This is a genomic window from Pleomorphovibrio marinus (genome assembly GCF_003347495.1).
GTDB classification, from domain to species: domain Bacteria; phylum Bacteroidota; class Bacteroidia; order Cytophagales; family Cyclobacteriaceae; genus Pleomorphovibrio; species Pleomorphovibrio marinus.
Window position 1 is genome coordinate 548,434 of the sequence record NZ_QCXY01000003.1, and the last position, 22,395, is coordinate 570,828.

The 22,395-nt window shown below is 46.0% G+C and carries 18 protein-coding genes; 6 read left to right on the top strand and 12 right to left on the bottom strand.

What is annotated here, in order from left to right:
- Window positions 1-8: 8 nt before the first annotated feature.
- Genes DB520_RS11460 through sbnA form a run of 3 tightly spaced genes read right to left on the bottom strand, consistent with a single transcriptional unit; the run spans window position 9 to window position 4,237 of the window.
- Window positions 9-1,430, bottom strand: coding sequence for a type III PLP-dependent enzyme domain-containing protein (locus DB520_RS11460; RefSeq protein WP_157972042.1), 1,422 nt, complete (start codon window positions 1,428-1,430; stop codon window positions 9-11).
- Window positions 1,363-3,252, bottom strand: a complete 1,890-nt coding sequence (locus DB520_RS11465; protein WP_114749844.1) for an FAD/NAD(P)-binding protein — start codon at window positions 3,250-3,252, stop codon at window positions 1,363-1,365. Before DB520_RS11465 ends, DB520_RS11460 begins: the two co-directional genes overlap by 68 nt.
- Window positions 3,221-4,237 carry a 2,3-diaminopropionate biosynthesis protein SbnA gene (gene sbnA / locus DB520_RS11470; RefSeq protein WP_114749845.1) on the bottom strand — a complete coding sequence of 339 codons (1,017 nt, stop codon included), beginning with the start codon at window positions 4,235-4,237 and terminating at the stop codon, window positions 3,221-3,223. The genes DB520_RS11465 and sbnA overlap by 32 nt, the downstream gene beginning before the upstream one ends.
- Window positions 4,238-4,910: 673 nt before the next feature.
- On the opposite strand from sbnA, the gene DB520_RS11475 reads away from it, so the two are divergent.
- Window positions 4,911-5,099, top strand: coding sequence for a hypothetical protein (locus DB520_RS11475; RefSeq protein ID WP_114749846.1), 189 nt, complete (start codon window positions 4,911-4,913; stop codon window positions 5,097-5,099).
- Between the two features lie 51 nt (window positions 5,100-5,150).
- Here the strand turns inward: DB520_RS11475 and DB520_RS11480 are convergent, their stop codons facing one another.
- Window positions 5,151-6,293, bottom strand: a complete 1,143-nt coding sequence (locus tag DB520_RS11480) for a BamA/TamA family outer membrane protein (RefSeq protein ID WP_114749847.1) — start codon at window positions 6,291-6,293, stop codon at window positions 5,151-5,153.
- A gap of 123 nt (window positions 6,294-6,416) precedes the next feature.
- Here DB520_RS11480 and DB520_RS11485 point away from each other — a divergent pair, with 123 nt between their 5' ends.
- The 4 genes from DB520_RS11485 to DB520_RS11500 all read left to right on the top strand — a co-directional run bounded on the left by DB520_RS11485 (window position 6,417) and on the right by DB520_RS11500 (window position 11,377).
- Window positions 6,417-6,611, top strand: coding sequence for a PspC domain-containing protein (locus DB520_RS11485; protein WP_114749891.1), 195 nt, complete (start codon window positions 6,417-6,419; stop codon window positions 6,609-6,611).
- A 51-nt stretch (window positions 6,612-6,662) separates the two neighbouring features.
- On the top strand, window positions 6,663-7,754 hold the full coding sequence (msrA, locus tag DB520_RS11490; RefSeq protein ID WP_114749892.1) for a peptide-methionine (S)-S-oxide reductase MsrA: 1,092 nt from the start codon (window positions 6,663-6,665) through the stop codon (window positions 7,752-7,754).
- A 54-nt stretch (window positions 7,755-7,808) separates the two neighbouring features.
- Window positions 7,809-9,851: a BNR-4 repeat-containing protein gene (locus DB520_RS11495; protein WP_114749848.1), complete on the top strand. Its 2,043-nt coding sequence runs from the start codon at window positions 7,809-7,811 to the stop codon at window positions 9,849-9,851.
- 164 nt (window positions 9,852-10,015) lie between these two features.
- The gene (locus DB520_RS11500) at window positions 10,016-11,377 is read left to right on the top strand and encodes a neutral/alkaline non-lysosomal ceramidase N-terminal domain-containing protein (RefSeq protein ID WP_114749849.1); all 1,362 of its coding nucleotides are present in this window, start codon (window positions 10,016-10,018) and stop codon (window positions 11,375-11,377) included.
- Between the two features lie 357 nt (window positions 11,378-11,734).
- Here DB520_RS11500 and DB520_RS11505 read toward each other — a convergent pair whose 3' ends face one another.
- The 8 genes from DB520_RS11505 to DB520_RS11540 form a co-directional block, all read right to left on the bottom strand.
- Window positions 11,735-12,547 carry a hypothetical protein gene (locus tag DB520_RS11505; RefSeq protein ID WP_114749850.1) on the bottom strand — a complete coding sequence of 271 codons (813 nt, stop codon included), beginning with the start codon at window positions 12,545-12,547 and terminating at the stop codon, window positions 11,735-11,737.
- A 579-nt stretch (window positions 12,548-13,126) separates the two neighbouring features.
- Window positions 13,127-14,653, bottom strand: coding sequence for a sialidase family protein (locus DB520_RS11510; RefSeq protein ID WP_114749851.1), 1,527 nt, complete (start codon window positions 14,651-14,653; stop codon window positions 13,127-13,129).
- Between the two features lie 29 nt (window positions 14,654-14,682).
- Window positions 14,683-17,343, bottom strand: a complete 2,661-nt coding sequence (locus DB520_RS11515; RefSeq protein ID WP_114749852.1) for a sodium:solute symporter family transporter — start codon at window positions 17,341-17,343, stop codon at window positions 14,683-14,685.
- Window positions 17,344-17,348: 5 nt separating this feature from the next.
- On the bottom strand, window positions 17,349-18,272 hold the full coding sequence (locus DB520_RS11520; protein ID WP_114749853.1) for a dihydrodipicolinate synthase family protein: 924 nt from the start codon (window positions 18,270-18,272) through the stop codon (window positions 17,349-17,351).
- Window positions 18,273-18,410: 138 nt separating this feature from the next.
- Window positions 18,411-19,439: an ACR3 family arsenite efflux transporter gene (gene arsB, locus DB520_RS11525; protein WP_114749854.1), complete on the bottom strand. Its 1,029-nt coding sequence runs from the start codon at window positions 19,437-19,439 to the stop codon at window positions 18,411-18,413.
- Window positions 19,436-20,053: a low molecular weight phosphatase family protein gene (locus DB520_RS11530; protein ID WP_114749855.1), complete on the bottom strand. Its 618-nt coding sequence runs from the start codon at window positions 20,051-20,053 to the stop codon at window positions 19,436-19,438. The genes arsB and DB520_RS11530 overlap by 4 nt, the downstream gene beginning before the upstream one ends.
- 83 nt (window positions 20,054-20,136) lie before the next feature.
- Complete coding sequence (locus DB520_RS11535) at window positions 20,137-20,643, bottom strand: DUF6428 family protein (protein ID WP_232834925.1); 507 nt, start codon at window positions 20,641-20,643, stop codon at window positions 20,137-20,139.
- A gap of 41 nt (window positions 20,644-20,684) precedes the next feature.
- Window positions 20,685-21,020, bottom strand: coding sequence for an ArsR/SmtB family transcription factor (locus tag DB520_RS11540; RefSeq protein WP_114749856.1), 336 nt, complete (start codon window positions 21,018-21,020; stop codon window positions 20,685-20,687).
- Between the two features lie 179 nt (window positions 21,021-21,199).
- On the opposite strand from DB520_RS11540, the gene xerA reads away from it, so the two are divergent.
- On the top strand, window positions 21,200-22,321 hold the full coding sequence (gene xerA / locus DB520_RS11545; RefSeq protein ID WP_114749857.1) for a site-specific tyrosine recombinase/integron integrase: 1,122 nt from the start codon (window positions 21,200-21,202) through the stop codon (window positions 22,319-22,321).
- Window positions 22,322-22,395 lie beyond the last annotated feature (74 nt).

Below are 22,395 nucleotides of genomic sequence, written 5' to 3' on the forward strand. Positions count from 1 at the left end.
TAAATTCTTTATATAATTTCCTCGTCAGGGAAAGCCTGCCACCCGGAAGTCTTTTCCACCACTAGGTTCCGGGCAAGATCGAACCGATGGGCTTCACTTTCATAAAAATGCATCATATACCCCGCCGTATTGACAAAGCAAATCAGGTCTCCAATTTCCGGATATTGGGGTAGGCTTATCTTTCTCTTCAATATCAACTCCTGTTCCAGACAATAGGCCCCGACGAAATACACTTCAGTTGGGCTGCCGGGTTTGGGATGTTGGGGGATAAAGAGTGGGTCCAGCAGGTAATCAGCGCTGGAACTGAACATCTGGGTACGGTTCATTTCCAGGCCAACCAAGGTTCTACCCTCAGCATCCTTCTTCCTAAAGGCTACCCTCGCAATAGTGATCCCAGACTGGTCCAACAGCGATCTCCCCGGTTCAATCCTCAGCTCAATGTCCCGGTCTATAAGGTGTCTGTATAATGGAGCACCCTCTTTAGCGGTAGTCAAAATAGCTTCGACAAAGCGGTCCTGAAACACTTCATTATAATAGGGATAAACCTTTGGCTCTCCCAGCAATTTATTATCTACCTTTACCATTCCCAATGGATCTTTCTGAAAGGTGATTTCGTCAACTTCCGTCAGTAGTGAATCCCTCAAGACTTTATGGAAATTTTCCCACTCTTCAGAAGAAGCCAAGTAGTTCATCACTATCCCCCCTCCTATATCTATATACCTGGTCCTAAATCCATTATTTGCCAAGGCATCCGCAACATCTAGCGTCTGGGACAACGCTCCAGCCCGTTGTGGTATGCTGTATCCGTTTAGGTGAAAATGCAAGCCATGGTAGCGAAACTTGTGGTATTTCCCTGAATCGCCCATGGTAGAAGTAATTGTTTCACAAATTTCCTCACTATCAAACCCAAATCTCGAATACAACTTTTCTCCACCATACTCGAAACCGCTGACACGAAAACCAACCTGTAAAGTTCGGTTCATATCTACCAAAAGTTGATGAAGCAAATCACATTCATCCCAGTTATCCACTATAACGGGAATCCGGTTGGTGATGGCGTAGCCGAGCAATTCACGGTTTTTGACGGCAGCAGTCACGGTAATTTTTTCTGGGCTTAATCCTAACTCGATACACTCTTTCATCTCGTTCAAGCTTGCAGTATCTACTCCGAACCCGCATTCTTTGGCCGCCTTCACAAAACATTTACCCTTATTGGCCTTCCTGGCAAAAAACACCGTGCTGTTGAGCCGATATCGGCTAAACATATCATTGTATCGTTGATAGTTTTGCCTAAATGGATGTATATTGAGCAGGTTTATTGGAGAACCATAGTTATCCAACCAGCTGTTTATCAGTAAAAAGTCACTTGTAATCTCCTTGATCCATGGATGGACAATAGGTGTTAACTTCGGCGGTGTGGTGTTTGGCATAGTGTTGTACAAGTTGTTGAGCCCAGGGGGAGAGAAAATTGTTGTTTGAGCGGGACAAGCTCTCATTATCCAGGGTCCAGCCTTCTGTGGGGGTGCCGTAGAAGGCAATTCTGTTATGATTTTTCAGTCTACCTAATTCGTCCAGTTCCAAACTTCCAGTCACATGGTCCTCGTTGCAAAAAAAGTCTACACCGGCATCCGAAGCCAATCGCTGAATGTATTCCGGTTGAGTAAATATATCTGCAGGCCTCGCAATACGCGCATCAACCAAAATTTCCGAAAATAGCGAACCCTTAAGTGCCGGTGATGTCACCTTAATCCGTTCCCTATTTTCCCCAAAAGTAACCGTCGGGTTTGCGGCGACATCAAACCTTAACAATCCCGACGCTGCCAATGCTAGTATTTTTTCCATGTTTAATTTCGGGGGGCCATAACTTACCCGTTGAAATCTGCTGAAATAAGCAGTGTCGAAAAGCTGTTGACTTTTTCCGGTGAGTTTCCCAAAGGAATACAGCTTGTTGAAGATGGGATATAGCTCCCTCCACAAAGTAGAAGTAGCCACTTTTGCCCTTTGCGTTGCAACCTGGGATTCAGGAAATACTGTCATTTCTATATAGTTCATGACCCATGAATGTAAGTCCTCAGTAGGAGTTAAAGGGGATAGAAACGATTCCAAGTCAAAGGGATGGAATTCGGGATAGACTGACTGTAATCGGGACTCTATTTGTTCTAAGTCTTCCGATAGGTCCAACTGCCTATTACGCATGAGGCTACAAAAGTGAAACGCATAACGATACCTGTATTCCCTTTCGATCATGGGAAGGAGTGTCTGCTGAAAACTTATTTTGCCAGAACTGGCTGCAAGTTGGTTAACCCATTCCTCGGTGAAAAATTTCAGTGGGAACTTCTGCCCTTCATTCGTCTGCCTGGCAATCATTGGTAGCCCAGTTCTCGAATAAGCAACTATCTTGTTGGGTTCTTTGCCAGAAGGAATGTAGGATAACCGGTCCTTCTTTCGTTGAAAAACACCATCTCTTCCCTCTGTCATCGCAAGCACTGTATCCACAAACGTCAACCCTAAGCCCTTCACCAAAATATTTTTCCCAGTGAGCTGAAGACGCTCCAATTCTCGGATTGGGTATGGCGCAATTACCAATGGCTCTTTTACGGTTTTCTTTTGACCCGCCAAATACGAGTCCGTTTTTGGAAAGCTGTAAGCATGGCCAGTACAGCAAAGCACCTCTGAGAAAGCTCCATAACTGCCATTTTCAGTACGAATGGTTAGATTATTGCTATCTCCCACAATTGCCGTTACCTTCTCTGGCTTTAGGTGGAGATGGATACTAGTAGGCAGGGCATTTACCACCCTGCGGAAGCAGTATTGCAGATAAACCCCCGTCAGTGCCCGCGAACAATAATCGGCACTAAAGACAGGCTCATTTTTTTGACCTTTAAACCTAGTAATAAATTCAGCAAGATCTGGTCTATCTTGAACTAATTGTTCTGGCTCATCTGTCCAAAAATCAATTTTCCCCAATGGATAATTCATCAGTAAATAGTCCGGCTGGTCAGTTTGGTAATTGGGGCCAGCACCGAAATGCCGGTTATCGTTGAAGCAAAATATATCCAATGCCCTAGTGGGGAAATTTTCGCTCCATACGCTTGCCAGTCGTTCCAACGCATAGGAACCCTTTGGACCACCTCCTATAATAGCTATCCGAATCTGGGATTTGGGTTCGTTATCATCTGTAATTAGTCGATTTAGGAACTTGTTGTTTTGCAAGTCAATATTAGCAAACTGGCTCTTGGACCATACTTTCATTTACTGCTTGGGTTATCCTTTCAAAGGTTTCTTCACCGTATGTTTTTTTAATCCATTGATCTGAGTAAATGGTCTCCATATACCTTTCTCCTCGGTCACAAATGATAATTACCGCCTTCTGGTCTGAGTTCAGATGGACACTATCCATGGCAGCAACTAGAGCACCTGTGGATCCCCCGGCCAATATGGCTTCTTTTTGTAAGAGTTTTTTGCACCCTACTATACTTTCCCACTCTTCCATAATTAATGGAGGTTCTAATAATTCTTGATTTAATAGAGGTGAGATTTTGGAGGCTCCAAACCCTGGGATCACCCTCTTTGCGGCCCTTCCCCCAAAAATCACACTTCCATACGCGTCCACGGGAATAACCTTGGTATTTCTTAGATAGCGATTACAAAAATCTGCCATTCCCATCAAGGTGCCACAGGTACTGGTAGCGGCAAGTAGATAATCTGGTTCACTACCAAGTTGATGTACTATTTCCCGAGCCGTTTGGTGGTGGGCAAGTGGATTTAGAATGTTTTCATATTGACGTGTCCAAAATGCATTGGGTAACTTCGCTAATAGCTCCTGAACTCGATTTATTCTTGCATTAAGGTATGATCCCGAATCATCCGGTTCGGTCATCTTTTCGATTTCAGCACCGTAGGTTGTGAGCAAATGCAACGTTTGCTTGTTGATATATGGATCCACCACCAGCCGGAGTTTCAGTCCATAATATAAGCAAATTTGTGCAAGCCCCACCCCCATATTGCCGGATGTACTTTCAACAACCAAAGAATCTTTGGTAATCAATCCTGATTTAAGAGATTCTTCGATGATGAACTTAGAAGTTCTGTCCTTTATGCTGCCGGCTGGATTCATCAATTCCAATTTTCCATACACCTGCTTTTCTGGAAACAATCTGGAAAGGCGTATTAATCCGGTGTTCCCTATCAGGGAAGGCACACCTTCCGCTAAATCATTCGGGTTGGTCAGTATCATATTAGGTTGGCGGTTAAGTGGTTTTTTGAAAAATTTAACGCCAATAGTCCATACATTTGTCGATCTGGACAAGAAAACCCCGATCGGTGCCTGCCTTTATGGATACTAGCTACTAAATCCCACACCATCAGCTTTAAGTGGCTCACCTTTTGGGCAAATAGAAGATAATGGATGTTACACTTGTGATTCTTCCGAATTCGGGTCGATTCCGGACCCCACCTGGAGGTTTTCTTTGACTTGTTCATAGTAGTCTGGTATAGAAATCCTTTCTGACGTCGAGGACGCTGGCAGGATTAGTTTATAGTTGGTCTTTAGTACTTGACAAATTTTATACCATAACCTAAAATTTTGGTCAACATAAAAATCCAACTTGACTACTACAGTGCGGGCCCAAAAAAAGATTAACTTTTTTTAGGACGAAATACAAAAAAAATTCTACAAAACACTATTTTATATTTACAAATAAAACAGTATATTTTTAGCCTCAAAAAGTATTTTTAAACTATAAAATTTTAATTACTTTTGAAACATATACAATTTTTAAAAAAAAGGGGTTAAAACTCGACTGGAATCTACTTCAGTACCGAGTTTTGCCATATCATGGGATGTTTAACTGTCGTTAATATGCAAGCATAAGTTGTATTAACGACCTAATAGAAGAAAAGTAATGAACATGTCAATCATCACGATCATAGCGGTAGGAATGGTGGCGGGGCTGCTTTACATTTACAAATCATTAAAGCAAGCTGGGGAAGATCCTGAAAATTTTGACCATTACAAAACGGATCCGCGCTTCCGGAAACCTGTCAATTGGAAAACAGGCCAATTACCTTCAACCATTAAAAAAAAAATCAAAACCTGAGCAAGGGCGACAGGTTTGATTTTTTCTTATTGCCAATCAGCAAAAACTAAATCAAAAGGCCTCTCCGATAAAGAAATAAAATCCAGAGCCCTCCCTTGTCAAAGCGAAATCCAAACGGGTATAAATATCCTTTTTCGGGAAAAGCAAAAACCGTACACCTGTACCTGCAGACCATTCAAAGTTGCGGAAGGAAAAACCCTGTAAATCAGGAAAAACCTGTCCTGCCCCTGCAAACACAGCAGCACCTAACCTATTAGTAAACCCCAATGGAATCGGTAGGAACCGGACTTCTGATTGTAGGGCAATTTGATTATTGTCCCTATACCTTCCCATGTAATACCCCCTCATGAGACTCTCTCCTCCCATCAGCGAAAGTTGATTGAAGGGTATTTCCCCATAGTTGAACTGACCGAACAACTGATTGGCCCAAACAGTGTTCTTAGTGATAGGTCTATATATTCTGGTATCGGAAATGATTGTGGTAAAATTAAATTCACTGGACCAAAAGGGGTTATATCTAAGTACGGCCAACTCACTGAAATTGCCATTACGCACATTGAGCACGTTATGCCTATCGTCGTATACCAATCCCAGCCCTATTCCCAGGTTAGTAGATCCCTGATAACCCAAGGGAAGATCCGTGAAATTCAACCCCTCTGCCGGGACAAAATTCACGCTGCTGAGGTGCTGCAAATCAAACTCCGGCCCAAAAAAAACATTAGGGGCAAACTGTCGAAGTACTCTTTCTTTAATCCATATCTGATTTGCATCCACTCTAGCCGTATAGGATTCGGGGGTGTTCCTTCCTATCCCATGATACAGCAAAGGAAAGCTCTGAAGTCTTAACCTTCCCAAAAAAAACCATTCATCATCTTGGGTATAGTTCGCATGATCGAGCCATAGCCCATATTGGTTTTCCAGGGTTACAAAGGTGAAACCGTTCACCTCACTCAACCTGTTGCTAGTGTCCCTATTGGCATAATATACGTATAGCGTACTAAAGCCAATTTCCCAATTGGTCTCAGGAGCATATGCTAAGGTGGGATAAATCAAAAACTGAGGCCTGGAAATATCGCTCGTATCATTGAGTATGTTATTAACATACCTTTTCAGAAAGCCCTGAGCCTGAACATCTGCACCTGAAAACAATAGAACTGCAAAAAAAAGAAAAATGAGGGATTTTTCCAGACTCATGATACATGTAATGAATATGCCATAAAATTGGTTTTTAATAACCACTCCTTAAAATTAGCATGGAAAATGCAGATTATTGCCAGACCATTCATTAAATTAGAACATCAACCAAAAAACATATCCATGGAAAAAAAATTGGAAAGGAGTATTTCAAATAAAATGGTTGCGGGAGTTTGTGCCGGACTGGCTAAATACCTGGGCTGGGATGCAGATAAAACACGGATCGTATATGTGTTGGTTTCCATCTTGAGTGCCGCCTTCCCGGGCCTACTCATTTACCTTATCCTATGGTTTGTGATGCCAGAAGAAAAACTTTGAACAAATATGCCTCTTTTGCTGTTTTTTTGCCGGATTATCAAAGAATCAACCATGATAGAAATAAAGCATTGGGTTACCTTATTACTTTGCGGCATCACCCTGTTTTCTTGTGCCAAAGAAAGCAACAGCAACGAGCAAGACAAGACTGAAGAAGTGGCCACTGTATTTCAGGGCAAAACCGAAAAGGCTACCTTTGCCGGAGGTTGTTTTTGGTGCATTGAGGCTCCCTTTGAGGGCATAGATGGGGTTATTTCCTCGGTATCTGGATACTCAGGGGGTAAGGAAAAAAACCCAACCTATTCCCAGGTATCGGGGGGAAGGACTTCCCATAAAGAAGCCGTTCAGGTCACCTTTGACCCCGACGTGATCAGCTACGCCGAAATCATCGATATTTTCTGGCAACAGTTTGACCCCACAGATGCTGGAGGTTCTTTTTATGACCGGGGCACCCAATACCAATCGGCCATATTTTACCACAATAATCAGCAAAAAGCAGTAGCAGAAGCTTCTAAAAAAAGATTGGAGCAATCAGGAATCTTCGATAAACCCATTGTCACGCCTATTGAAAAATTCACCAACTTCTATAAGGCGGAGGATTATCACCAGGATTATTTCCGGAAAAATCCCAGGGAATATAAATCTTATCGCACAGGTTCTGGTCGTGATCGCTTTATTGCGCAGCACTGGCCAATACCTGATGCTAGCAAATTCCCCAAACCTTCTAAATCTGAGCTCAAGACGCAATTGACCAGCCTCCAATACCAAGTAACCATGGAAGATGCTACCGAAAGGGCTTTTGACAACACCTACAACGGGAATAAAAAAGAAGGAATTTATGTTTGCATCGTTTCTGGTGCTCCGCTCTTCTCCTCCAAGGATAAATATGAATCCGGATCAGGTTGGCCAAGCTTTTCCAAACCCATTGATGCCAGGTACTTAGAAAAACCCATAGATAAAAGTCATGGCATGACCAGGGTAGAGGTGAGAAGCAAATTTGGGGATTCACATGTGGGTCACGTTTTCAACGACGGACCAGATCCTACTGGGTTGAGATATTGCATGAATTCTGCGGCAATGAAGTTTATCCCGAAAGAACAAATGGCCGATGCGGGATATGAGGATTTTTTATGGGTGATGGAGTAGTCATCTATTAATTTTATGGTTTAATTTGGCCAAGTAAAACCATACCCCAAAATAATGAAGTCTCTAAAGGCCTTTCTATTCCTTCTATTTCTCCCCATTTGTGTACTTTTTAGCCAGCCCACTCCCTTGGAAGCCCTACGGCACGGGGATCCTGTAAAGCTCTCGGAAGATGGAAGCTGGTGTTGGTTTCAGGATCCCAGAGCACTAATGGATGGTGACCAAATCTGGGTGGCAGGGGTTACCTCTGAAGGGCACAATACCGTGGTTTCTTGGGACCTTTCCAAAAACTCCACACATAGCCAGCTATTAACTGAGGGCTCGCTTCCACCTGACGACCACAATGTTGGTGCTTTATTTATGAGGTCAGATGGGAAATTGCTCAAGGTGTACGCCGGGCACAGCATTGACAGTGTGGTGCGTTACAGCATAAGCACATCCGCTAAAGAAGCATCCTCTTGGCAACCTGAACGACAGTTTAAAACAAACGGAAAGGTCTGTTACAGCAATCTACTTTGGGAAGCTCCTTCCAAAACCCTCTACAATTTCTATCGCGGAAACGAGAACAACCCTCACTTTTTGGTTTCTAAGGATGAGGGAGATACTTGGGAATTCGGGGGGAGACTTTTTGAGTTTGAGGGCAGAAGCTATTTGCGTTATGCTTCGGATGGGAAAAGAATCCACTTCATCAGTACTGATGGCCACCCCAGGCATTTCAACAACAACATCTACCACGGATACCTTGAAGATGGAAAACTCTACCGCTCGGATGGCTCAGAAGTAGGCCCAATAAGCCGGGATACAAGCAGCCCCTATAAACCCTCCGACTTCACATTGGTCTATGATGGCAATTTAGCCACCCGAACCAACGTGGCCTGGACCTCGGATTTGCAGTTGGATGCTGAGGGTGTGCCATATTTGGTGTTTTCAGTTACCAAAGACCCCATCAGTAGAGGGGAAACTCAGCACACTCAGCTTGGAGGCATGGACCACCGCTACCATTATGCCAAATGGGAAGAGGGAGGCTGGAATAGTCAAGAAATAGCCTACGCAGGCAGCAGACTTTATCCAGGGGAAAACGAATATACGGGGCTAATTACCCTGCACCCCTTCAACAAGGATGTGGCCTATATCAGCACAGATGTGGATCCAAAAAATGGAAAACCCCTGCTAGTGGACACTGTGCGCCGCTATGAGGTTTTCAGGGGTGAAAATTTTAATGGAAAATGGGAATGGACCCCTGTCACCTATAAATCTCCCTCCGACAACCTCCGACCTATAGTTTTGGCAGATAAAGACAAAGAGGTGGTCTTATGGCTAAAAGGCAGGTACAGCACCTACAAAGACTATGACCAGGAAATATGGGGAAAGGTTACCTATTCCACCACCAAAAAGTCCCAAAAACCGGCCCCAGAAGCTGCGGATACAAACATCGTTTTCCTGATCAGTGAGGATCCGGACAATTACGAGGCCACCTGGACCATTCCTGCCTTTGCCAATAAACTGCAGCGGGAAAAGGGGTATCAAACCGAGGTGCTCTTGGGAAGTGGCCCGAGGGAATCCTATCAATTGCCAAAAACCGAGAAAATAAAGGAGGCGGATTTACTCGTAGTTTTTATCCGAAGGGTGGCCTTGCCCTCCAAGGACCTAGCCCTGATTAAGGAACACATCCAAAAGGGAAAACCAGTCTTGGGAATCCGAACGGCCAACCATGCTTTTTCTGTCATGGACAAGGAGGTCCTTCCCAACACCCATGAAGACTGGTGGGAATTCGTGCCGGAGGTATTGGGACACGAAAACCAGGGGTACGGACCTGCGGTGTATCCGGTTTTGGTGAAGAAAAGAAAACACCGCCTTACCAGGAGTTGGCCAAAAGCTACTTGGGTAAGTCAAGGCAACCTCTATAAGGTCAATCCTATAGATAAAAAGGCAAAGGTCTTGCTGGAAGGCAGTTCAGCAGGATTGGAAGAGCCGGTGGCATGGACCAGAAAAAGCGGAGACAGCAAAGTTATGTACACCTCGCTAGGTTACCCCACCGATTTTTCCAAACCTCACTTTATTGAGTTGCTCTACAACGGGATTGATTGGTTGCTCCAGTGAAACCAACACCTTGATCTTGGCATTTCTTAGAACCAGCTTGCAAAAAAGGGGTTAATTGATCCAATAAAATGAATTTTTACAATATTAGGCTATCCAATTTTGGATATGGAAAAATTAATAGAGTAATTACTGTACCATCCAATTAATCATTGGCAGCACCAACCATGAAAAATATCCCTTACTCCCTCTTATTAGCACTATTTCTTTATTTTCCTTTGTTAGCAGGTTCTACTTCATTTCCCTGGAAAGCAGGGGTGGCCCAGGAGGTGATCACTCCTGAATCCAACCTATGGATGGCGGGATATGCTGCAAGGACCAAACCTGCCGAGGGGAAGCAACATGAGCTGTGGATCAAGGCCGTGTCCCTAGAAGATGCGCAGGGCAATGAGGGCGTTTGGATCACCAGTGATATTCTTGGCTTTCCAAAAGCACTTTCAGACCGCATCAAGGACCAACTCTACCATAAATATGGGATAAGCAGGGCACAGGTCATCCTTAGCAGCTCCCATACCCACTCTGGACCCGTTTTGGAGCAGGCCTTGTTCGATATCTACCCTCTGGATGATGCTCAAATTCAAGCCATAAAGGATTACACCTCTCTATTGGAAAAGAAGGTAATTGCCTTGGTGGAAAAGGCAAGGCAGAATAGGATGCCCGCCCGTATTTCTACAGGGCAAGGAGTAAGCCGCTTTCAGGTAAACCGCAGAAACAACCCGGAAATGGGATGGCAGGAAAAACCACATTTGGATGGGCCCATGGACCATGCTGTCCCTGTAATAAAAATAGAGAATGAGAAGGGGGTGCAAACGGTGATTTTCGGGTATGCCTGCCATCCCACGGTACTGGATCAATATGAGTGGTCTGGGGATTATCCCGGCTACGCGCAGCTAGCATTGGAACAGGAATATCCCTCCACTGCCTTTTTGTTTTTCCAGGGGGCCAGCGGAGACCAGAACCCCATCCCCAGAAGGACAGTACCCCTTGCCAAACAGTATGGCAAAACCCTAGCCGCTGCAGTGAGCAGGGTTTTGGAAGAAGAAATGGAAGAACAGCCATCTCTGCTGAGGGTAGCCTATGAGGAGTTTCCCTTGCCATTTGCGGAGCCTTTCTCGGTTTCAGAACTGCAAGGCATGGCAAAAAAAGAACGGGGCTACCTAAAAAGATGGGCGGAACGGATGCTGAAGGAAAGTCAAGAAGGCATAGAACACCCAGACAGTTACCCCTATCCCATACAGCTCTGGACTTTGGGAGAACAAGCCCTATTTAGCCTGGGGGGTGAAGTCACCGTTTCCTACGCCCTTGCACTTAAGGCCAAATATGGGTGGGATACATTTGTGATGGCATACAGCAACGACGTGATGGGATATATTCCTTCCGAGACCATCCTGGAAGAGGGAGGGTATGAAGGGTATCAGTCACAAATGGTGTATGGCCTTCCTACCTTATGGGAAAAGGGAATAGAAAAAAACATCCTTTCTAAGCTTGATGAAATGGCCAGTGAACTTGGCCTTAGACCTTCCAAGTGAAGGATTTGATCATAGGTTCGGGTTTAGATCCAAAGTTTTTATGCCAAAAATTGTGCTCTTGGTTTCGACCAATGACCCTGAAAGGGTCCAACAACAATAATCCCCGGCGAAACCCGGGGAATTGGAACTCCACCCCTAAAGCCCAGAACCGCGGAGTGGTTCAACTCCAAGGCACTTCTTAGCTCGGAGGAAAATATTTTGATAAGCCTGACCTTGTTTCGGAATGGGGGATGGTAGGCGAAAAATGGTAGGTTTCGAAAGGTTGACCATTGCAGCCGAATTGTTTCCACCACCCCTTTTATCCCCTCCTAAATCAGGAAGGGTATAGACCGAATCGTTGTTTTTGCCCCGTCCTGATTACCACCTGGTAGGGTCATCGGGAAACCTATCCAAATGATCCGGCACACCGTCACCATCCCTGTCGCTCCATTCTCCTCTTTCCCTTACTAGCAACTGCCAATGGATGGGAAGAAAAGCCCCCAGAACTTCCTGGTCAAACTGTTCCGTAGGGGCAAAGCTGACCTGGGTGGAAATAAAGCTGACCCCAAGATCGGTGGCAAAATTTACCCCTACCACAAAAAGGGCCGTAAACCCCTGCACCCTTACTAGCAAAGACTGGTTGGTGGCCACAATGGTGGGTATGGGTTGCTGGGTGCCCGCATTGGTACAAATCACTTGCATTTGTTGTTGGTTTCCACCTACAAACTGCAAAAACTCATTTAGCTCGAATTCCACCACCTGGGAGGCATCTGCCGGGCCCAAAAAGGTTTGGTTCACATAGCGCCAAAGGGACTGGTCATCGTTTCTTAGCATATTTACACCTACTAATTGTGGGAACTCCTGCCTTAACTCCACCGGCCTGTAGCCTGAGGGGTAAATAAACCCTAAAGGAGGATATCCGGAATGGATATAGTTACCTCCTATATTCGCAACAGTAGGAAGCCCCCCAGGAATATCCCCCCTGGGTACCCCGTTTAATATGTCCCAATACAAGCCTTCTGTCCCCATACTGTTTTGGCAGATCTGGGAGCTCACTCTGCTTAAATCCACTCTTGGATCCGCTTCATTCCCGCTACAGGAAAGTAATGTCAGTGCCAAAAACAAATTACTGATCCAAAGAAATAATAGAGCGAAATACTCCGAGTTCCTGTTATTCGCAACCCCTAACATATCGATTTCAATTTAATGACCTACCCTTCATCTCAAAAAAAGGATTATTGTCATCAAATATTCATAGATTTTTAAAAGATTGAAAACTCTTCACTCAAATGGCATAATAGCAAATGAACTTATCCGCCGAATTTACTTTCGTAAAAAGTGCCTTTTTCTCACCAACCCAATTTAAATACCAATTACAATCCAATTTTCTACATCTCTAGAGGCAATTCTGTCAGATGTGTCATTGATTTATTGATATAGTCATGGTGTCTTTCCTATTCTCCATTACGTAAGGTACAGCCTTGATTTGCCGTTCTTTAAGGTCAAGTTTTCTTAGTTCAATAGGTTCAAAAATACCTTTTCTGAATTCCACTCAAAAACCTGAACTCTTGGAAAAGAACAAAGGTGATAAAAAAGTAGAAAAAAAGTCAAGCTAGGAAATGAAGTGAGCGCACTGGCTGGGAATGCGGAGAGGAATTTTCACCCGAAAGACCTACCCACCCATTTTTTCTTGCAGCACACCAGTAGCGGAAAGTTAATCCTTTCTCCTATTTGGGGTTTTGTGCTCGTAGGAGATTTTACTTAAAAGAATTAATGCCCATTAGAGGTTTTTGGGGCAAACACTTCACCCCTCTCCACGATCTGAAAAGTCATATGGGCCTGGCTGCTTTCATAGAGAATCCCGATGTGATCTTCGTCTATCATCGTCAAGCAGGTATAGCCCCAACCTGTACCTTCATCAAGGAGTACCTGATATTCCTCAGGCCAGGAAAGCCCGTCGTCCAAACTTCCTTTAATGGTTATATTTTTCCTCTCTTCGATGGAAGCGGGATTGGAGAACAACAGCTCCCCCTTTCCCCCGTAGGGATTATCGATAATACTGGCCATGCACACAGGTTCTATAAGACCATCCCGATGTAGAGGGTGTTCTTCCCAGGTTTCACCCATATCCCTAGTCAGCATTATGGCCCTGTGTTTACTTCTGCTTTCGTCCCTCATGTTGAGCATTAAACTGCCGTCCTCCAGTTCCACCACCTGCGACTCACTGGTATTGGGCCAAGCCGCAGTACCCACCTGCCAAGTCTCTCCCCTGTCTTTGCTGAAGATAATGGTGCTGTGGGGTATTTGTTCTTGATCCTTGAACTGAGCTGGGAATACCAGGGTACCGTCCTTCATGGAAATACCCCTGCCCGGCCCATTGAAAAACAAGTACCAGGATTCATCCTTCAGCTGAGGGGTGAGGTTAATGGGCTCAGACCAAGTCTTACCATCATCGGTGGATTTTACAGCCATTAATTGCCCGGTTTTCTCCGGACCCATACCCTGTTCCGATGCCACCCAGGCCCTTTTACCCGGTTTTCCATGAAACCAAAGTGCCACCACCCAAATGGTGCCGGTTTCTCCGTCCACCAGAATGGTTGGATCTCCAATTCCATTTTCGTCCCTGGGCAAACCGCCCCATTCCTCCATATCCATGATAACTTGCATGGGCTCCCAGCTTTGTCCCCCATCTAGGCTCCGAGACAAGCCCACATCAATGTCCTCCTGCAAATCCACGGATGAATTTCTCCGAATATCATATACCGCCAGCAGCGTCCCCTCCTTTGAGGTCACCAAGCCTGGGATCCTAAAGGCAGCGATGCCATCCGCGCCCCCATCCCTAATGGCTTCAGCTAGCCTATACTGATGATCCTTTTGATTTATCTGGTATTGTTCTCCCTCAAATTTCACTTGGGATATTTCTATGTCAAACCGGTTTCTGAGGTCATTCTCATTACCAACTTGAAGGAGTACCTTTAAGGTACCAGAGGCAGTAGCCGCTAGTAACACATCCACTTTTTCGCCGCCATTTTTGGATTCCCCAACTACCTCTCCTTCTTCGTTCAAAATTTTGAATGCATCCACATCTACCTCTCCTATGATGGCTACCGTCAAGCCCTCTATTTGAGTTCCCTGAGGCATATTCAGGGTGGCCACTTCCGTAAAATCCCCCCTAATTACAGGCACCTGGGTTTTTGTGACTTCAGCACCTTCGAACAAGGGTAAATCACCTTTCTCCTGGCAGGCAATTGCTATAATAAGAAAAGAGCAAAGCAATAATTTTATCGTTGTTGACATGTTCCTTCAGTGATTAATTGAATAATGATTTAGATTTTTTTCAGGGTTTTAAGGGTTAAGCCTTGCACCTGTTTTTTGCTGGGTCTTGGGCCGAGTAAGCTAAATAAATAGCTTAACACCATGGCAGAGAGTAGTCCGGTTAGGGCATAAGCATGTATGCTCAGGGGAGTCTGGTACTTGACGAAGAGTTGAACAAGGGCACTGCAGATAAAACCCCACAATGCTCCTGTGCCGTTTACCCTAGTGGAAATTATCCCGATCAAAAAGATACCTCCCAGCCCACCAGCGAATAGCCCCATTAGCATATTGAACTGATCCCAAAGTGATGGGATGCCCATAGAAGCCATCATCAGGGCAAAGCCAGTCCCTATGGTGCCCACCACTATGGTGATCCCTCTGGCAAATTTCAGGGTATGTTTTCCGTCTATATCGCGGGGAAACCATTTGTGATAGAAATCAGTGGTAATTACCGTGGCTACGGAATTCATGCTGCTGTCTAAACTGGACATGGCAGCAGCGAATATAGCTGCGATAAGAATCCCCGAAATCCCCTGTGGCAACTGGGTGGCTATATACCATGGGTAAAGCCCATCGGTATTGGTGACTACCGGTGAAAGTGCGGCTGGATAGGTCTGGTAGTACAGATAAAGTGCTGTGCCAATGGAAAAGAAGATCAAGCCACTGGGTATGGCCATCAAAGCCCCGGTAAAGATGCTTTTGCCAGCAGTTTTTTCATCTTTGGTGGTGAGGTAACGTTGCACCACCGTCTGGTCGCTGCCATATTGGGCGATATTCGTGGCAATACCTCCGAAAAGTATGACCCAGAGGGAGGTGCCCGTAAAGTCAAAGGAAGTATCAATCAGCTTTACTTTGGCATCGGTAGCAATAAATGCCCTTAAATCCTCCCACCCCATATCCAAATGGGACAGGATCCAAACGAGGCTTAACAATGCCCCTCCCACCAATACCAGCACCTGAATCACATCCGTCCAAATCACCGCCTCAATGCCACCAAGCACGGTATAAAATATACTCAATACACCCATAATAAGAATACACCAAACCACGTCAAGCCCCGTGACCACCGATAGCGCCAAAGAGGGAAGCAATAATACAATCCCCAATCTTCCTAGCTGTAAGGCCACATACACCAGACTTCCCAAATAGCGCATGGCCCTGTTGAACCTCAATTCCAAATATTCATAGGCACTGGTAATGGATAGCCTCCGAAAAAAGGGAAGAAACCCAAAGACGATGATGGGAGAAACCAGCACAATGGTGACCATCAACATAAACAGGGTCCAATCCGTGGCAAAGGACTTGGCAGGAATCGCCATAAAGGTAATGGCACTTAACTGGGTTCCGAAAACACTGATCCCGGCAGCCCACCAGGGCACCCTGCCCCCGGCCTTGAAAAAATCCTGGGTGCTTACCTGCTTTTTGCTAATCATTATCCCCATCACGATCAAAGCCCCTAGATAGAGCCCCAATACGGTGAAGTTCACCCATCCAAAGGAATCCTTACGGGAGATGCTTAGCTGCCAAATATCCGGTGTCCTCACACCCGGTTTAATCTCCCCGGAGACTAGTACCCAATTTCCCTGATAGGCAAACACCAAACCAGTAACAGGAGCGTCGAAAGGCAGATCCGGAAGCGTTGACCATTGTTTGGTCACAGTATGAAAGGCACGTAGCTGCCTCCCAAACCCCGGATGCTGGATGAGCAGGGAATCCCTTTTCCGAATAATGGAAAGACTATCCTCACCTTTGGCCTCCAAGCCATAGGACTCCAGCTGATGAAATAAGTCTCCGTCGTCCCCTCCGATAAGCAGGATATGTCCGGCACCGGAGGCAACCGCTGATCCGGCAGAGAAATGGGAAGGTTGCCCCTCTTTATCGGGTACCGTGCCCACTAATTCCCATTGGCTGTTTTTTGGGTCAAAGGCATACACGTCTCCGAACAATTCACTGGTATTTTCCATTCTTTTCCTTCTGCCCCCAAATAAATAGAGCTTCTGGGAAACCCCATCGTGTTGGGCTACCAGCGAGGCCAGCGCCCTGGGGCTTCCCGGGGGCGGAGGTTGGATTTGCCAACCTTGCTGCAGGTTTTCAAGGTCAAGCATAAATAACTTTCCGGATACCTCTTCATTTTGCCCGCCGGCAACATATATTTTTTGATGGATATTGGCTGCCGCCAGATAAGAAAGGGGTACAGGCAAATTGGGTAGTGAGGCGATTTTCACCTCCCCATTTCCCTCATCCCAGGAAAGCACCAGCGCATTATCCAAAAACCCATCGGCATTTTCACCCCCAAGGAGGATAAGGTCATCATTTATTTTTAAACTCGCCCCATAGGCCATGGGATGGGGCAGCCGGATATCCAAGTCTTTTGCCCACACCCATTCTCCCCCCTGCTTTTCCATCACAAGGAGTTGATCGGAATACACCTTCTCCCCTCCTTCCCAGGGTGGTGCATCGGGAAAGTTGGCTCCTCCTCCCAGGATGAATCTGTCTTCAATGGCTCCCCCGTACATGCCGGCAAAGCCCAAAGATCTGGAGTCGCCTTCTTTAGCCGGAAGACTGCCCAGTTTTTCCCAGGTATATTCACCCAGGGTGCCCTGTGCAAAGCCACAACTTGCGCTGAACAGCAAAACCAAAAATAGACAATACCTTGCTTTATAATTACTCATCTCGCTTAACGGTAGGACATCGCATACTCAAGAAACCCCGTGCTTTCCAACTCCTTTTCAAGGGACTTTATTGATGAGGGAGAAAGCTGTACTCCCGGGGCACGGCATTGACCCAGTTGCAGTCCACATATACCCATAATGGCCTTTCCTGTGGCCATGCCCCCATACTTGGCATATAAAGACACTATGTCTATGGAAATTTGCTGCAAGTCAAGGGCCTTTTCTCTATTCCCAGCATCCAATGCCTCTTCAATTTTTTGGTAAAGCGGGGCCATATAATTATAGGTACTACCTACAGCCCCTTTGGCTCCCATGGACAAGCCCGCCAAGAAGGTTTCGTCCCAGCCCCACAACAGGTCAAACTCCCCATCGAATTGGCGCAGGCACCTGTTGAACTCCATCAGGTCATGGTGGGTGTATTTGATACCTGCGAAGTTGGGTATCTTTTCCCTAACCTGCTCCAGCAGGCCTGTCATGCTAAGGTTTACTTGGGTCAGCAGAGGGATGTGATAGAAATAAAAGGGCAGTTCCGGAGCAGCCCCTGCCAGTGGAATCAGGTACTCCAACAACTGCTCCACCGAACCGGGCCTAAAGTAGTACGGCGCGGTGGCAGAAATTCCATATAATCCGACTTTTTGGGCCTCCTTTGCCAGCAAAACTGCCTCCTTTTGGTTGGTGCCACCCACCATCACCATCACCTTAAAATCAGCGGCCTGAAACGGGGCATAGGCACGAATTAACTGTATTTTTTCCTCAAAGAGCAAAGAGGGCCCCTCCCCTGTGCTTCCGCAAATAAAGGCTCCCTTTAGCCCATAGTGTTGCAAAGTTTCCGTCATCTTGGGTACCAAAGAAGTGTCCACTTCGCCATCCTTGCCAAAGGGGGTAAAGGTAGCAGCAATCAAGCCTGTGATTTTTTCGTGGTTTGCCATAAATAGTTGCTTGTATAATAGACTTCAAGTAGGATTTTCCCTACGAGGACAAACATACCATTTTAAAATAAAAAATTTTGGCGAAGAGAAACTGATGAGGGAAAGATTTAAAGCAAATCGCTTTATTGAATTATTTATTCAATACTTCCACTTATTGGCTAGTCCTACCAGATGCAGCATTACCGGCACTTCCACCAATACCCCCACCACCGTTACCAGGGCCGCTGGGCTTTCCAGGCCGAACAGTGCAATGGCCACGGCCACGGCCAGTTCAAAGAAGTTACTGGCACCTATCAGGGAGGAAGGGGCGCAGACCGGAAAGGAGAGGTTAAGTTTTCTTCCCCCAAACCAGGCTATGAAGAAAATAAAGTAAGTTTGGATGATCAGGGGTATGGCGATGAGTACAATGATCAGGGGGTTGTTCAGGATATTGGGCCCTTGAAAGGCAAAGAGCAATACCAAAGTAAGCAGCAGGGCAATGATACTGATGGGCTTGAGTGAAGGAAGGAATTCTGATTTAAACCACTCCTCCCCTTTTCTGGCTATTAGGCGTTGGTTGGTGAGCACTCCTGCCACCAAGGGTACTACGACAAAGATCAGCACTGAAGCCACCAGCGTATCATAAGGCACGGTAATATTGGTAATCCCCAAAAGCAATCCCACCAAGGGCACGAATGCCACCAGAATAATGAGGTCGTTTACCGAAACCTGCACCAGGGTATAATTGGGGTCCCCATCCGTGAGGTAAGACCACACAAAAACCATGGCCGTACAGGGGGCCACCCCAAGCAGGATGGCGCCGGCAATATATTCACCGGCAAGTTCCGGCGCTATATAAGCGGAATAGAGTTGGTCGAAGAATATCCAGGCAAAAAAGGCCATGGAGAACGGCTTGATCAGCCAATTGATCACCAGGGTCCAAATAAGCCCCTTGGGAGCCTTTCCCACGTTTTTGATGCTCCTTAAGTCAATTTGAAGCATCATGGGGTAGATCATCAGCCAGATTAAAATGGCGATAGGAAGGTTTACGTTATACACCTCCAAATCAGCCAGAAAGGCCATGCTCTCCCCGAAAAAATGACCTATCCCAATACCCAAAATAATACAAAGGGCCACCCAAAGGCTCAGGTAGCGTTCAAAAATTCCAATCCTCTTTTTTTCGATCATAATTGCTGGATTTTTTCAAAGACAAAAAGCATTTCGGAGGCAATTTGAAGGCTGCGCTCGTCATATTTGGCGGCTTCCTGATCCGTATCGTCAAAGGCCTTGGGATCCTCATACCGCACAGGGATCCTGGCTTCTGCTCCCGGGATATAGGGACAGTTTTCGTCGGCATGGGAGCAGGTCATCACCGCGGCGAAGCCAGAAGGAGCATTGGAAACATCATCATACACCTTGCTAAAGGCCTTGACCGGTTCCTCACCATCGGCGAAAGTTACCGAATAGACGGGGTTTACCTCCCCTTCTTTTGTGATGGTAAACCCCATCCTTTCGCAGGAGGCCACTGCCCTTTCGTTGAAGGCGGTCACCTCTACCCCACCGGAATAGGTGTTTACATCCACACCGTGGTAAGCCGCAGCCACCTTGGCCCAAATTTGGCTCAACTGGCTCCTGCGGGAGTTATGGGTGCAGATAAAGTTGAGGTGTATAGGCTGGTTTGAGGCCAGTTTTTTCTGTACATAAACGATCAGTTCTTCCAATACCGGTTTTCTTTCCGCAGGTATGGGCAGTCCTTTTGCCCGCTCTATGTTGGCTAAAAGGTCGGGATAAATACTAGTCATATATAAAAAGGGAGGTAAACGAATCAAAGAAATAAAAACCTGCTATAGGTTTACATTAGCAACATCCGGAATCAGGTTCGCAGCTAGTGGACAGGTCCTTTAGGGATACCCTTAACTTTGGGCCTGGAAACGGGCCCACAACATGCGGCTGCCTTTTCTTCCGGGGTGCTTGCCCTGTCCTTGGCCTTGCAGGTGGTTTGATCAGGCACCAACTGTACAATCAGGCTTTCCCCTGCGACCTTCACCTGATGCACCGGCAATGCTGTAGCGGGAAAATGGGCGTTGCCATATTCAAATTTGATCACTGCCTCCGGATAGGTTTCCCTTACTTTTCCTACCACCTCAGCAATTTTCAAGGCCTTGCTGGTATCCACGGCATGTTCCGGTTCGGGGATTTCATTTTCCCAGAGTTGTATATGCACCTCTTTCCATTGGTTGCGGACACCCCCGCAGTCTACCGTGTCAAAATCCACGTTTTTTATTTCGGTGATATGGTAGTCTTCCCTGACGAATTGTCCGGACTGGTATTCGAAATGCAGGGATTTGCCGGGATGCTCCTTGAGGAGTTGGATAAATTCAGAAGTGTTCATGTTGATTTGTTTTATGATTCGGTATACGATAAAGTGACTGGTTAACAACATCCCTGATCCGGGATTTTCGGAAATCCGGCAAACAAGGATTCAAACAACTGCCTGATCTCCAGCCATCGGATGGGGTCAATACAGTAGTTGACAGAAACCCCTTCAATGCTGCCCTTGATGACGCCGATGGCCTTCAGCTCCCGCAGGTGTTGTGAGATGGTGGCCTGTGCGAGCCCCAGTTCCTGCACCAGGTCCCCGTTGATACAGGTATTGGCTTTGATCAGGTGCTCCAGGATGGCGATCCTGGCGGGATGGGCAAATACCCTGGCGATGGTTGCCAGCTCATTTTGCCGTTCGGAGAAAAGGTCGGATTTCGTTACGCCCATGGGAATTGTATATTATTACATTGCAATATTACGATAAATAAATTTCAATACAATAAGGGAGCGGATTAATTTCAAGGAATTTTAACTAAGCTTTAACTATTATACGATTAGTAGCTTTGAAATTGGTATAGTTTTTTTTAAACTAATTTGTATATTGTGGGCATAATTTTTTTTAAGTCATGTGGAAGACCATTATTTTGAGAAACGACACTTTTAATAAGCTGCCCGTTATCCGGCTGGAGTTTCCCTTTGACGTTGAGTTGAAGGAGCTGGTAAAGGGCTTTCCCGAAAGCATGTGGTACGCAAAGGAGCAAGTTTGGGCGGCTCCCTATACCCCAACCCAGCTTTCCGCATTGTTGGATTATTTCAAAGGCAAGCAGGTGTGGTTGGACTACAGTTCCCTCAAGAAGGTGGAAATACGGGAGAAGTATACCGAATTACCTATGCTGGGGGAAGAATTGCAACTGGAAATCCAGCGCTTTAAGGACTGGCTTCGCAACAGGCGCTATTCCGAATCCACCATCAAGACCTACTCGGAGGCGGTCGCCTTGTTTTTCAGGTTTTTGGACAGCAAGCCCCCCAGCAGTATTACCAACGAGGACTTGGAGGTATTCAACAGGGACTACATCATCAAGAGAAACTACTCCGTCTCCTACCAGTCGCAGGTGATCAATGGTGTGAAGCTGTATTTTGGCATTTTGGAGGACAGGCAACTGGATCCGGACATCATCAAGCGGCCTCGGCGGCCCAAGCGCTTGCCAGAGGTACTGAGTAAGCAGGAGGTCAAAGCCATATTAGAGGCCCTGTCCAACCCCAAACACAGGCTGATCCTGCTACTATTGTATTCTTGTGGATTACGAAGAGGGGAAGTATTAAACCTAAAAACGCAGGATATACAACCTGACAGGGGGATAATTGTAGTGAAAAAGGGAAAGGGCAACAAGGACCGGATCGTACGCTTCCCCGAGGTGCTCCATGCCGGATTTAACGCGTATTTGAAAGCGGAAAAACCTGTAACTTATCTTTTTGAGGGCCAAGGCGGTGGTCAGTATGGACCAAGAAGTTTAGCAGAGGTTTTGAATAAGGCCGTCAAAAGGGCGGGGATTAATAAACCCGTCACCCCACATTGGTTGCGGCATAGTTATGCAACCCATTTACATGAAGGGGGTACGGATATTAGGTATATCCAAGAGGTGCTAGGTCATAAAAGTAGTAGGACTACTGAGATTTACACTCATGTCAGCAACCGTGAGATTAAGGAAATCAGGAGTCCGATAGAGGACATGGACATTGATTTATAAAAGTAATAAAAACTGAACAAAGCCAACAAAATACTACAATAGTGTGTGGAAAATCCGCACCAATAAAAGTGTTA